Source organism: Pseudomonas sp. R2-7-07 (assembly GCF_003852355.1).
Taxonomy (GTDB): domain Bacteria; phylum Pseudomonadota; class Gammaproteobacteria; order Pseudomonadales; family Pseudomonadaceae; genus Aquipseudomonas.
The window spans coordinates 5,699,864-5,713,615 of the sequence record NZ_CP027759.1 but is presented as its reverse complement, the minus strand read 5'-3'; the positions used below and the strand labels follow the sequence as shown (position 1 = coordinate 5,713,615).

Annotated in this window: 8 protein-coding genes; 1 reads left to right on the top strand and 7 read right to left on the bottom strand. The window is 62.1% G+C overall.

Going from position 1 to position 13,752, the window contains the following annotated elements; all coding sequences use genetic code 11:
- Nucleotides 1-81: 81 nt before the first annotated feature.
- The 7 genes from C4J86_RS26380 to aspA form a co-directional block, all read right to left on the bottom strand.
- Nucleotides 82-1,173, bottom strand: coding sequence for a polyamine ABC transporter substrate-binding protein (locus tag C4J86_RS26380; protein WP_124372319.1), 1,092 nt, complete (start codon nt 1,171-1,173; stop codon nt 82-84).
- Nucleotides 1,170-2,204 carry a histone deacetylase family protein gene (locus C4J86_RS26375; RefSeq protein ID WP_124372318.1) on the bottom strand — a complete coding sequence of 345 codons (1,035 nt, stop codon included), beginning with the start codon at nt 2,202-2,204 and terminating at the stop codon, nt 1,170-1,172. The genes C4J86_RS26380 and C4J86_RS26375 overlap by 4 nt, the downstream gene beginning before the upstream one ends.
- A gap of 157 nt (nt 2,205-2,361) precedes the next feature.
- The gene (locus tag C4J86_RS26370) at nt 2,362-3,354 is read right to left on the bottom strand and encodes an AraC family transcriptional regulator (protein ID WP_124372317.1); all 993 of its coding nucleotides are present in this window, start codon (nt 3,352-3,354) and stop codon (nt 2,362-2,364) included.
- A gap of 48 nt (nt 3,355-3,402) precedes the next feature.
- Nucleotides 3,403-7,980, bottom strand: a complete 4,578-nt coding sequence (locus tag C4J86_RS26365) for a dermonecrotic toxin domain-containing protein (RefSeq protein ID WP_256681715.1) — start codon at nt 7,978-7,980, stop codon at nt 3,403-3,405.
- Nucleotides 7,981-8,095: 115 nt separating this feature from the next.
- Nucleotides 8,096-9,073, bottom strand: a complete 978-nt coding sequence (locus C4J86_RS26360; RefSeq protein WP_124372316.1) for an asparaginase — start codon at nt 9,071-9,073, stop codon at nt 8,096-8,098.
- Between the two features lie 78 nt (nt 9,074-9,151).
- Nucleotides 9,152-10,597, bottom strand: a complete 1,446-nt coding sequence (locus tag C4J86_RS26355; protein ID WP_124372315.1) for a sodium:alanine symporter family protein — start codon at nt 10,595-10,597, stop codon at nt 9,152-9,154.
- Between the two features lie 392 nt (nt 10,598-10,989).
- The gene (gene aspA, locus C4J86_RS26350) at nt 10,990-12,414 is read right to left on the bottom strand and encodes an aspartate ammonia-lyase (RefSeq protein WP_124368861.1); all 1,425 of its coding nucleotides are present in this window, start codon (nt 12,412-12,414) and stop codon (nt 10,990-10,992) included.
- Nucleotides 12,415-12,595: 181 nt separating this feature from the next.
- Here aspA and C4J86_RS26345 point away from each other — a divergent pair, with 181 nt between their 5' ends.
- Nucleotides 12,596-13,504: a LysR substrate-binding domain-containing protein gene (locus C4J86_RS26345; RefSeq protein WP_057726084.1), complete on the top strand. Its 909-nt coding sequence runs from the start codon at nt 12,596-12,598 to the stop codon at nt 13,502-13,504.
- Nucleotides 13,505-13,752: the final 248 nt, after the last annotated feature.

Genomic DNA, 13,752 nt, shown 5'->3' with positions numbered 1-13,752 from the left:
TCGCAAGGTAGTGTCCAAAGATGCCCAGGGGACGGTAGATAGTTAAAACAGCCAGGGCGCGTGGGCCCTGGCCGACGCTTATCAGGTGCCGGACTTGATCTTGCTCCAGGCGCGGGTCCTGGCGCGTTCGGCGTCGCGACCCAGGGGTTTCAAGGTGTAGAGCGTGGCCATTGCCGCCTCGGTGGGGTACAGGTTGGGGTTGTTGCGGATCGCCGGGTCGACCTGCAAGGTGGCGTCCTTGTTGGGGTTGGGGTAGCCGACGAAATCGCTGATCGGCGCAATCACCTGGGGTTGCAGCAGGTAATTGATGAAGGTGTAGGCGTCCTGCGGGTTTTTCGCGCCCTTGGGAATGGCCAGCATATCGAACCAGATCGGCGCGCCCTCCCTGGGCAGGCGCATATCGACGGTCACGCCGTTCTTGGCCTCCTTGGCCCGGTTGGCCGCCTGGGAGAAGCTGCCGGAGTAGCCGACGGCGACGCAGATGTCGCCGTTGGCGATATCGGCCATGTATTTGGAGGAATGGAAGTAGGTGATGTACGGCCGAATCTTCATCAACAGCGCTTCGGCTTTTTCATAGTCCTTGGGGTTGCTGCTGTTAGGGTCCAGGCCCAGGTGCTGCAAGGCCAGGGGCAGGATCTCCGAGGGTGAATCCAGCAGCGCGACGCCGCATTGCTTGAGTTTGCTGATGTTCTCTTGCTTGAAGATCAGGTCCCAGCTATCCACCGGTGCATCGGCACCCAGCGCGGCCTTGACCTTGTCCGGGTTGAAGCCGATCAGGATCGTGCCGTACATGTAGGGCACGGCGAATTTATTGCCCGGATCGTTAGCCTCGATCAGCTTCATCAGCTTGGGGTCCAGGTGGTTCCAGTTCGGCAATTGGCTGCGGTCCAGGGGTTGGAACACACCGGCCTCGATCTGCTTGGCCAGGAACACATTGGATGGCACCACCACGTCGTAGCCGGCGTTGCCGGTGAGCAACTTGGCTTCCAGGGCTTCGTTGGTGTCGAAGATGTCGTAGACCAGCTTGATTGCCGGGTGCCCGGCCTTGAAGTCGTCCAGGGCCTTGGGCGTGATGTAGTCGAACCAGTTGTAGACCCGCAGGGTTTTTTCTTCGGCGTGGACGGCGCTGCTCAACACGGCGGCGCAGAGCACAAGCGACTTGAGCGTGTTCATTCGATTGACCCCTCAAAACCTTCGAGAACGTTGACGGCATTGATGCCGATTTCTTCCACGGCGTAACCGCCTTCCATCACAAACAACGTCGGCTTGCCCAGGCGCGCGATACGCGCACCCATGACAAGGTAGTCCGGGCTGTCGAGCTTGAACTGCGAGATGGGGTCGTCCTTGAAGGTGTCCACTCCCAAGGAGACCACGATAACGTCGGCGCCATACCGCTCGATTTCCACGCACGCCTGTTCCAGGGCGGCGCTCCAGGTGCCCCAGCCGGAACCGGCCGGCAGCGGGTAGTTGAAATTGAAGCCTTTGCCGGCGCCTTCTCCCAGCTCGTCGGCATAACCGAGGAAAAACGGAAACTCTGCCTCCGGATGCCCGTGGATCGAGGCGAAGAGCACGTCACTGCGTTCATAGAAAATCGATTGAGTGCCATTGCCGTGGTGGTAATCGACGTCGAGTATTGCGACCTTCGCGTCGCCCTGATCGATAAAGGCCTGGGCGGCGATGGCAGCGTTGTTGAGGTAGCAATACCCGCCCATCAGGTCGCTGGCGGCGTGATGCCCTGGTGGTCGGCACAGGGCGAAGGCGCTGTGGGCGCCGTGTTGGATCGCCTGTTGCGCGGTCAGCGCGACCTGCGCCGCGCTGTAGGCCGCTTGCCAAGTGCCAGAGGTGATCGGTGCGCCGCCGTCGAAGCTGTAATAGCCCAACTGGCCGTGCAGGCTGGTGGGCAGTACGCGGCGCAAGGTGCGGGCGGGCCAGGTGTAGGGCAACAGGTCGCCGTCCTGGCCGAAGGTGGTCCAGCGTTGCCAGGCGCCTTTGAAAAAATCCAGGTAGTCGCGGCTGTGGATGCGCTGCAATGGGGCCAGGCCGAAGTCTTGAGGCGCCTGCACCGGGCCCAACTCGCGCTCGTTGACGCGCTGCAGTACGTAGTCGGCGCGCGAAGGCATTTCAAAACAGGGCATCAATTGCCCGTCCATCAATTCGCAACGGCCGTGGTGCAGGTGATGATCGTCCGAGTAGATCGTCAGCATTGTTGTTGTTCTCCGCAGGCTGAGTGGGGTGCCTTGCAGTGTTGCGGCGTGCGCAGGTTTGGAGAATGGCAGGAGCGGCCAAAAGGAGATAAATAGGGCCAAAGAATGTGTCCGCTATTCGCCCCTCAATGGCGCGGCGGCGCCCCAGGCCTGTGCGTCACGGCCGGAACTGACTGGGCGCCACGCCGCTCCAGCGTACGAAGGCATGCCGGAAACTGGCGGTTTCGCTGAAGCCCAACTGCTCGGCAATACGGTAGATCGGTAGTTTGTCCTCCCCCAGCAGTTGCTTGGCCTGCTCGAAGCGCAACTCGTCCAGCATTTCCTGGTAGCTACACCCCATGGCATGCAGGTGTCGGCGCAAGGTGCGCGGTGAACAGTTCATCTGCTCGGCCAAGCCATCGATGCCGGGGGCGGCGTTCAATTGCGTTGCCAGCAATAGGCGCACCCGGCCCAGCCAGGCCTGGCGACCGGTGAATTCGGTATTTTGTTTGCGGCAGCGCTCGGCCATGGCGCGGTGGGTGATGGCGTCGGCCAAGGGTAAAGGTTGCTCGAGCCAGTGCCGGTCGAAGGCAAAGGCATTGGCGGTGGCTTCGAATGTCAACGGGCAGTCGAAGCGCTCGGCATACCGCGCCTGATAGTCCGGCGCGCTGTGTTCGAAGCGGGCTCCGAGCAGCGGCAGGGGCTGGCCCAGCAAGTCGTCACAGATGACTTTTAACGAGACCAGGCACAGCTCGACGTTGAATGCGGTCAGTGCCGGATTTTCCCGATAATCACTGGCGGTGAACCAGATGCGTTGGCCGTCTTCTTCCAGGCTCAACTCAAACAGTGTTCCCAGCAGCGCCGGGTAGCGCAGGGCCAGGCGCAAAGCGTCACCGAAGGTGGCACTGGTGAGCAGCGCATAACCGAGCATGCCGTAGGACGACACGTGCATGCGCCGCCCCAATTCCAGGCCTATGTCGCGGCGCAGGGCCACGGCGTTGGCACACACGCGCATCTCCTGGTTGGTGGTGATGCGCGTGTCGGCGCGGCTCAGGTCCGCGCCGCAGATGCCGCTGCCGGCGAGCAATGCGTCAGCGGCCACGCCTTGGGCCTTGAAGGTGTCGAGCACCAGGGCAACCGCGTTCAGCGTGGTCAAGTGCGAGTGCAGCATGGGTGGTTCCTGCCGGGGTTTGGCAGGAAGCAGCAAGGAGTGTGCCGTTCAGTGGTCGAAAAATAAGCGCTTGGCCGCGTCCAGGTTGATCTCGCTACGGAAATAAGCAATTTGCTGTTGCTCGTTGAGCCCTTGCATGGAATCGGCCAGCGACCCCTTGCGGTACTCCTGGGGCGTTTTCAAGCGCGCGGAAATAAAGGACTTGGCCGGGGTCCAGGCCGCCGAGTAATGAAAGTGCGCATACCACAGCACCTCATGGCTGTAGCGTTCGCTGATGGTGTATTCATCCAGATAATCCGGCACGGTGCTCTTGAGCCGGCGCCGCTTGATGACCTTCTTGATGATGATCGCGTTGCGGTCCTTGAGCCATTCAATCCCGGCGGGGGTTGGGGCATGTTGCTTGATCATGCGCATCATGTGATCGGAGGCGAGTTTATAAAGCGCCTGCGCCGCGTCGTTGAGTTGTTTGCCGAGGCTGGCTGCCGACTGTGAGTGGGTTTCTGGGACGTTGTCGCGAGCCAGCGCCTTCTCGATGTGCCGGTTGGTTTCTTCCAGCAGCAAAGCATGCCGGTGATACAGGTACTCGATGCCGACGGCGGTGCGATCCTGCTTTTTTGCCCGCTCGACGGCGCGCTGCTTGAAGGCTGCCAGACCGTCCAGCAGTGCCCGGCCGTGGTTCAGGCTGACCTGGAGGTCGGGCACCACATCCTCGCCTTCGGGCGTGGTGACACGTTGCACCCACATGTTCGGGCTTTTCTCATGGAAGGTTGCGATGACCTGCTGGGTCAGCGGCGACCGGATATCCACCAGGTCGGTTTCAAGGCCAATGGGCGTCAGCCGAGGTTCACCGATCAGCACGCCGTTGTAACGGGTGTGGATGAATTTTTTCAGCGGCCTTGGCGGTGTCTGCGGTGGCGTCGGCCGGTTTCGGAAGACGTCACGCTCGGCGTGCAACAGGCTTAAATGCTGCAGGGCCTCCTGGGAAAATTCGCGCAACTTCAGACGCAGGCCTTGCAGCGGGTCCGACAGGACCACGGCGGGAAACTCCTGAGGGAAATCGTCCAGGCGTTCATCGATGACCTTGAATTGCTCGATCAGGCTGCCCAGCGAGTCGATACGTTCATCCAGGCGTGATTCGCTGCGCTCGTGCAGGGTGTCGCGCAACGCCTGGACCGAGAGGTCGGCGCTGTCGACTATCTCGTCCATGGCCTTCCAGGCATCGGGTTCGGTGGACGCGCTGGTTTTTTCCAGGCACAGGTTGCGCGCCAGGGTCACCTGCAGTGCCTTGAGATCGGTGCTGGTGTAGGCCGGCAGTCGCTTCCTGGCGTCCTGGATCAGGCGCATTCCGTCCTGGGCCAGGGTACGCAGTTGGGCGAATCGCGTTTGCGTGTAATCCAGGCGCGCGATCATGTCCTCGCTCAGCTCGGTCATTTGTTGCGCGCCCGCCACCTCGCGCTGCCCCGATTCGCGGCTCTGGCGTTCGATCTGGTCCAGGGTGGTCTTGAGCTTGGGGGTAAAAAGGGTTTGCGCTTCGCGGATTCCGGCTTCGTTGAGTTCCAGTTGCGCGCGTACGTAGCCCAGGGCCTTTTGTTGATAGTCGGGCACCGAGGTGAATACGTTCAGGGTCTTGAGTTGCTGCAGCGCCGTTTCATAGTCGGCACTCTGGGTGCCGAGCTTCTCCAGGTAGAGTTCGCGCTTGGCGGCGGCCGAGGTTCCGGGGGCCTCGGTCATGGCCTGGTGGGTTTGCTGCAGCTCGCTTTGTGCGGTTTTTTTCGCGTTTTCAAAGGCCACCAGCTTGGCACGCACGTCGGCGGCTTGCAGGGTTGCTTCGGCTTTCGCCAGCTTGAGCATCTGTTTGGGGCCACCGCCGCGCAGGCGCAAGCGGGTGTCGATAACCCACTGGCCCGCCGCGCTGTGAAACAGCGTCGGGCCTGTTCGCTCGAGCTGCTGCGGGTCGATGATCATGACGGTATCGTTCTCGTCCACGGCGACTTCAAACCAGCGTTCGCCGACCTGGGCGTAGTACTTATGGTCGTGCCGGGTCAGGTGTTGGTGCGGCCCCTGGTTCGTTTCGACAGTGCTCGGCTCGTGCGGCTTGCTCACCTTGAAGCTGTCCAGCACACGGCCCAGTGTGGCTGGCGCCCGATTGACCGCGCCGCTGGTGTGCAGCCATCGCGCATGGCCGGGTGGCAACTCATGGGTGGCAATCGTTTCCAGTTGGAGGGTTTCCACAGTGGGCAGCGGCGCTGGCTTGATGAGCGTGGGCTCGGGCTCCCGGCGACGACCCACGGGCCGCAGGCGCGTGCTGATGTGCAGGGTGATCGCGGTCGCGAGGTTGAGCAGCACATCGGTGAACGCCGCCCATTGCGCGGGTTTTGCGTCGTCCTCCCAGGCAATGACGAACTGTTGCACTTGCTCGACGACCTGCCAGATCCAGGCGCCGGTTGCCACGGTCGGGCTGGCAAACGGCAGTGCGGCATTGAGCAGCGTCCAGCCGGCATGCTTGAGCGTCTCCCAGCGGTTTTCCGCATTCGATACCGACTGGCGATCGGCGAGTTTGATCAGGGCTTGGGCATTGGCTTCATAGAGGTCGGCAAACAGATCGCCGTCGAGCGTGCGTTCACCCAGGCTTATCGGCCCACTCATGGTCCATTGCGTCGAGGTGTTCACCAGAAAGTCCGCGACGGCCCACGGCGAGGGCAGTGCCCCAGGGAACACATAATTGGCGTAATGGTTGCGCATGTCATCAGGCAGCCACGCCAGCACTGACTTGCGCAGGTCGGGGGACTGGGCGATGGCATACATCAGGTTGGCGTGGGAAGGGTATTGGATCAGGGCCGGGTCAAACTGCGGCCGATACAGCAGGCAGGGGCCGACGGAAGAACCCTTCGCGCCGATCACGTACATGTTTTCCACCTCGTCCGGCGAGCCATCGCTGCGGCGCTGGGGCACGAAGGCCAAGGGCCGGATGACAATGTCTTGCCCGTCGACCTTGCGGTCCTCGACGTCAGCCTGCATCGCGGCGGCGACGTAGCGGTAGCCTTGTTCATCAATCCCGTGTTCGCGACGAATCTTGCATTGCAGGGCCAGCAGCGGCAGTTGGATGCGCAGGTGGTGGGCGTAGAGACGCTTTCGCCGTGAGGCTTCGCTCTTGATCTCCAGCAGCTTGCGGTTGATCAGTGCCGGGTACTGCTTGCCGATATCGGCCTTGCTGACAAGGCTTTCCACATAGTCGACGGTCATCCATTGCGGCAACGGCCGCTCATTGCTTTGGAGCAGCGTCTTGTTGCCCAGCGGCACCGCGATCAAGTTCTGCAAGGCCAGTTCGCTGAGGCTGAAGGTGGTGGTGTCCGTCTGTCCCGGCACGGTGAAAGTGCCCCACACGACCAGGCTTTGAACCCGGATGCTGAGCTTGTCCAGCGGCAGGTGCAGCGCCTCTGGATGCTCCTTGAGCATTTCGGCCTTCAGCGCCTCAAGCGCATATTGCTCGATGGGCGGGATATCGTCCTGGTAGGACTTGCCCAGGTTCATGCTTTGCAGGGCGGCCAGGTCTTTCAAATGCCGCGAATAGAAACCCAGGTCAGAGAGAGAGGCTTGCCGCAGCCAGTCCGGCAGCAATTGCCGGTACCAATCCAGGGGCGGCCCGTTTTTGGCGATCTGCTCGGGGGTAACCAGCGCCGGTGCCGTCTCGGGTTCATCGTCGATGGAAAAATCCTGGGTGCCGATGGCCTCGATCTGCAAGGCGATCAGGCTGCAGGCCTGGTGGTCGAAAAAGTCGCCGGTCGGTTCGAACAGCCGCCACTGGATTTTTTTTCGCGTGGCCGACGGGCTCAGCCGGTCCGGCAGGCTCTGGCCAAGTTGCTCCAGCGAGGCGAATTTTTCATACCCCTTGAGCAGGGAGTAGGTGAGGATAATCTCGCGTTCGTCCCGTCGACCGATCAGTACGGCTGTCGAGCACTCGTTCAAATGCGTGACTTTTGCGTCGTCGACCTGATCGATGTCGATCAGGCACGCTCGCAGGTTGTAAGGGTCATTGAGCCGCCCGCTACGGGCCGGGGCGTGAAACAACAGGCGAGCCATGGCGCAGTCGTCGTCATCCCAGCCGTCCACCCGCTGAACATTCCACGCTGCCCGCAATGAGTTGGAAAACCCATGCCAGCGCGGGCCGTCGTCGGTGCTGTGGTTCCAGAATTCCACCTGCTGTTCCTGGAACGCGGCCGGCATCACCGGCGCCAGGGTGTTGAGGGTGTGGGCGATGTCGACAATGCGCACTGGCAGCAGCATCGGCGGGTCGGTCAGCGGTTGCTGGGTGAGGAAGTGTTCGCCTTCAATGTACGTTGTCGTCCCGCCGACTACGGACTGTCTGGCCAGGATGTCGCTGAGGGTTTGATAGAACGTCAGCCCGGGGACGATCTTGTCCTCGACGATTTCCCAGGATGGGCTGCCGACCAGGCTGAGGTCGGGATTGATGTCGAGTGCCGGGTACTGCTCTTGTAAGGTCTGGCGCAACAACACTGAGGCCACTTCTCTGAATGAGGGCCGTGCAGTGAGTTGGGTGAGCAGGTCCAGTGTCAGGTCCGCAGGCTTGACGGATGGTTGCTCAAAAGTTCGGCTGTGCGTAGTCATGGGGCATCCCTGTCTGGCCGGTTGATGGAAGCGACCCGAGGTCTCCACTCGGGTGTTCCATGCTAGGTACCGGCCAGTCAGGGCAGGGGGTGATTATGTAGCGGTCGACGCTGGCTCAGCGCAGCTCCCCACACAGGTCCAGTTCGACCAGGCGGCGGATATCGGCCGTGGCCAGCCCGGCGCCCAGCAAGGCGTTGAGCTTGCCGAAGGCCGCTTCGCGGGTCATGCCGCCGCCCGACAACACGCCCACGCCGCGCAGGCGGCTGCCGGCTTCATACACATCCAGTTCCACGCCGCCTTCATGGCATTGAGTGATGGCGACGACCACGATGCCCAGGTCCTGCGCACGTTGGAGGCTGGCGAGAAACGCCGGGTTGTCGCTGGGCCCGGTGCCGCTGCCGAAGCATTCCAGGATCAGCGCGCCGATCCCGCTGTCGATCAGCGCATCCAGTTGCCCGGCGCCGATCCCTGGCACCAGCGGCAACACGCCGACGTTGGCCAGGGCCTTGGGCTGGCGGTAATCCAGGGCGGCGGGAAGCGACTCGGCCTTGGCCGCGCCGCCGTTGCGCTGCAGCGCGGCGAAGGGATGGCGCCCAAAGCTGCGGATTTTCGCGCAACGGGTCGGCGCCATCAGCGCGCCGTGAAAGTACAGGTGCACGCCCGGTGCCAGGCCTTCGCCCAGCGCGGCCAAGGCGCCACTGACGTTTTCCCAGGCATCGCTGTCGGGCACACCGGCCGGCAGCATCGAGCCGGTAAACACCACCGGTGCCGGCAGGCCCAGCAGTTGGAAACTCATGGCTGCCGCGCTGTAGGCCAGGGTGTCGGTACCGTGCAGGATCAGCACGGCGTCGCAACCAGTGTCCACCGCTTCAACCACGGCGGTGCGCAAGCGCTGCCAGTAGGCGGGCGTCATGTTGGCGCTGTCGATCAGCGGGGACATTTCCCGGAAACGCCAGGCGGGCGCTTGCAGGTTGGCGAACTGGTCACGCATGCGGGCTTCGAATCCGGAAGCGGGTGCCAGTCCATTGGCGCTGGCCTGCATGCCGATGGTGCCACCGGTGTAGAGCACCATGACGTTATTGGCTGGTTGCATTTTGAAAATCTCCTGAACGAAAAACGCCGCCGGGCCCAGAGCATGCCCAAGGCCAGGCGGCGTGTCATCTGTCTACGCTCAGCGTTGCACTTGAGCGTTCAATTCAGCCGCCGGGGTCGCTTGCGGTTTTACCGGATTCGCCGGCCAGGCCTTGCGGTCCAGGTCCAGATCAGGGAACTGGCTGGAGTCGAACACCGGGGTCTTGATGCCTGCGGCGCGCTGATTGTCGTAGTCGTTCAGGATGCGCATGGCGATCTTGAACAGGAACGCCAGGGCGAACAGGTTGACGAACGCCAGCATGGTCATGGTGATGTCGGCGAAGGCGAACACGGTGCCCAGGTTCTCGATGGAACCCCAGAAAATCAGCACCAGCACCAGTGCGCGGTAGCCCATCAGCACCTTGCGGTTGTTGCCGACCAAGAAGCGCAGGTTGCTCTCGCCCAGGTAGTAGTTGTACATGATCGACGTGAACACGAACAACGCCAGGGCCACCGAGATGAACATGCGGCCCCAGTCACCCACCACTGCCGCCAGGGAGTTCTGGGTCAGGGCAATGCCGTCGCCTTCAAAGCCCGGGGTGTAGAAGCCGGAGAGCAGGATCAGCAAGGCGGTGCAGGTGCAGATCACAAAGGTGTCGAGGAACACGCTGAACGCTTGCACCACACCCTGGGCGATCGGGTGTTCCACCGACGCCACGGCTGCCACGTTAGGCGCGCTGCCCAGGCCGGCTTCGTTGGCAAACACGCCGCGTTTGACGCCCATGATGATCGCGCTGCCCACCAGGCCACCGAAGGCCTGGTCGAGGCCGAACGCGCTTTTGACGATCGTCGCGAGCATGGCCGGCACGTGGTCGAATTGCAGCACGATCACGTACAGGGTCACGGCGATGTAGACCAGGGTCTTGACCGGTACCAGCAGGTCGGCGATCGAGGCGATACGCTTGATCCCGCCGATGAACACCAGGCCCAGCAACACCGCCAGCGCGAGGCCGGTGTAGGTGGTGTCGAGGCCGAAGGCGTTATTCAGCGAGTGGGTCACGGCATGGGCTTGCAGGCCGTTGAAGGCGAAACCGAAGGTCACCAGCAACAGGAACGCCATCACCATTCCCAGCCAGCGTTTGTGCAGGCCGTGCTGGATGTAATAAGCCGGCCCGCCACGGTAGGTGCCCTCGGCGTCGGTGCGCTTGTACAACTGGCCCAGGGAGCACTCGATGAAGCTCGAAGACATGCCCACCAGCGCGGTGATCCACATCCAGAACACGGCACCGGGGCCGCCCAGGGTCACAGCAATGCCGACGCCGGCGATATTGCCGGCACCGACGCGGCCCGCCAGGCTGAGCATCAGCGCCTGGAATGAACTGAGTTGGCCGGAGCTGCTCTTGAGGCTGTCGCGAAACACCGAGAACATGTGGAAAAAGTGACGCAACTGCACGAAACGCGAGCGAATCGTGAAATAACCGCCGAGCCCGACAATGAGCACGATCAGTACTTTCCCTGAGAGGAAGTCGTTGATGACTTCGAGCATGGAGTGTTCCTCGCTGATTTTTCTAATGGCAAACGCAGGACGGTCCGACACATCGTATGGCACCAGGCAGTGCACGACGTTCGACCCCGATCCTTTTGCGGGTGTTGTTATTCATGCGCTTTCGCGTGGTTCCCGGGCCTCGTTACCGACGGCCGCAGACGCGAAGAGGGGCGGCACTATACCTAGGCGAATGTGATCCGTCTGCCTGGGCCGATTAAAGGTTTCAGCCAGGCCGTTACAGGAGAGGTGGGTTTGCGGTGCGATATTGGATTTTTTATGGGCGTCATTTCACAATCTCAGAGCAAAAAAAAGGGCCTGAAGAACGAGCCTTCAGGCCCTCAAAAGGTGAGAGGTGTCTAGTCCCTCAACCTGGTGAGCGGTGCAACAAACACTTAGGCCTTCAACGGGACCAAGCGTGGAGCGATCATGTTTTCGGGGCGCAGGATGTCGTCGAGCATGGCGTCGTCGAGCAAGCCTTCTTCGCGCACCAGTTCCAGCACGCCGCGGCCGCTTTCAAGGGCGATGCGCGCGATGCGGGTGGCGTTTTCATAGCCGATGTACGGGTTCAGCGCGGTGACCAGGCCGATGGAGTGTTCCACCAGTTCGCGGCAGCGCGCTTCGTTGGCGGTGATGCCGACGATGCAATGCTCGCGCAGCATGTCCATGGCGCGTTGCAGCAGGCGGATCGAGTCGAAGATCTTGAACGCGATCAGCGGCTCCATCACGTTCAACTGCAGTTGGCCGCCTTCGGCTGCCATGGTCAGCGCCAGGTCGTTGCCGATGACCTGGAATGCCACCTGGTTCACCGCTTCCGGGATCACCGGGTTGACCTTGCCGGGCATGATCGAGCTGCCTGGCTGGCGTGCCGGCAGGTTGATCTCGTTGATGCCGGTACGTGGGCCGCTGGACAGCAGGCGCAGGTCGTTGCAAATCTTCGACAGCTTCACCGCGGTACGCTTGAGCATGCCCGAGAACAGCACGAAGGCGCCCATGTCGGAGGTGGCTTCGATCAAGTCGGCAGCCGGTACCAGCGGCTGGCCGCTGATCAGGGCCAGGCGTTGCACGGCCAGGGCCTGGTAGCGCGGGTCGGCATTGATGCCGGTACCGATGGCGGTGCCGCCCAGGTTCACTTCGGTCAACAGCTCCGGTGCCAGGGTTTTCAGGCGAGCCAGGTCTTCACCGAGGGTGGTGGCGAAGGCGCGGAATTCCTGGCCGAGGGTCATCGGCACGGCGTCTTGCAATTGGGTACGGCCCATTTTCAACACATGCCCGAACTCGACGCCTTTGGCAGCGAACGCCTGGATCAGGCTGTCGAGGCTGGCCAGCAGCGCGTCATGGCCCAGCAGCAGACCCAGGCGGATCGCGGTCGGGTAGGCGTCGTTGGTCGACTGCGCCATGTTCACGTCGTTGTTGGGGTGCAGGTATTGATACTCGCCCTTCTGGTGGCCCATGGCCTCCAGCGCGATGTTGGCGATGACTTCGTTGGCATTCATGTTGGTTGAAGTGCCGGCGCCGCCTTGAATCATGTCCACCACGAACTCTTCGTGGAAATCGCCGCGGATCAGGCGGGCACAGGCTTCGCTGATGGCCGCGTGCTTGGCTTCGCTGAGTTGGCCCAGTTCGCGGTTGGCGTCAGCGGCCGCTTGCTTGACCATTGCCAGGCCGACCACCAATTTCGGGTAATGCGAAATCGGAACGCCCGAGAGGCGGAAGTTATTCACCGCTCGCAGGGTCTGGATGCCGTAATACGCTTGAGCGGGTACTTCGAGTACGCCAAGCAGGTCTTTTTCTGTGCGGAATGATGCAGCGGAGGACATGACGGAAATCATCTCGATATGGACCCGGAACTGGCCGGAACGCTGCGAATGCTAGGCTTGTAGAAGTTTTTGGGCCAATGCTGTTAAACACTGGCCTATGCACAAACGGCATAATGTGGATGTGACCCGGTTACCATGACGGGCGTGTGTGCCAAAATGGTGCATTCCCGTGGAGGCAGTGATGAACCTTGAAAGCAAATGGCTGGAAGACTTCAGCGCTTTGGCGGCGACGCGCAGTTTTTCCCAGGCGGCGGAGCGGCGCTTTGTCACCCAGCCGGCGTTCAGCCGACGCATTCGCAGCCTGGAGGCCGCGTTGGGCTTGACCCTGGTCAACCGCTCGCGCACGCCGGTGGAGCTGACGGCGGCGGGCCAGTTGTTCCTGGTCACCGCCCGCACGGTGGTCGAGCAGCTCGGTGAAGTGCTGCGCCATTTGCATCACCTGGAAGGCGGGCAGGGCGAAGTCATGCAAGTGGCGGCCGCGCACTCCCTGGCGCTGGGCTTTTTCCCACGCTGGATCGCGCAGTTGCGCAATGAAGGCCTGAACATCGCCACGCGGCTGGTGGCGACCAACGTCGGCGATGCCGTGCATGCGCTGCGCGAAGGCGGTTGCGACCTGATGTTGGCATTCTACGACCCGGATGCGGCGATGCAGATGGACGCGGAGATCTTCCCTTCGCTGCACCTGGGCAACACCGAAATGCTCCCGGTGTGCGCCGCCGATGCGGATGGAAAGCCATTGTTCGACCTGGAAGGCGAGGGCAGCGTGCCCTTGCTGGCCTACAGCGCCGGCGCGTTCCTGGGCCGTTCGGTGAATTTACTGCTGCGCCAGCGCGCCCTGCGTTTCACGACGATCTACGAGACGGCCATGGCCGACAGTCTCAAAAGCATGGCGCTGGAAGGATTGGGCATCGCCTGGGTGCCGCAATTGAGCGTGCGGGCGGAACTGGCCCGGGGCGAATTGGTGGTGTGTGGCGGATCGCAGTGGCACGTGCCCCTGGAGATTCGGCTGTACCGCTGTGCGCTGGTGCGCAAGGCGAATGTGCGGTTGTTGTGGCGCAAGTTGGAAGGTGGAGCTGCTCAAAATACCTGAGCCCAATCTCGGGCCGAATGCAGGGCAAATGTGGGAGGGGGCTTGCCCCCGATTACGGTGTGTCAGGCACGGGATATGTCACTGATACACCGCTATCGGGGGCAAGCCCCCTCCCACAAGGTTTTGTGGTGATTTGGCTGACTCTTAAGTCAATAAAACCGCCACTTTGCACCGCTGGGCAGATGGTCGTCCAAGGGGCTGTTTATCTGGATTATTACGGTATACTGCGCGGCCTTCGGCCGGTCCAA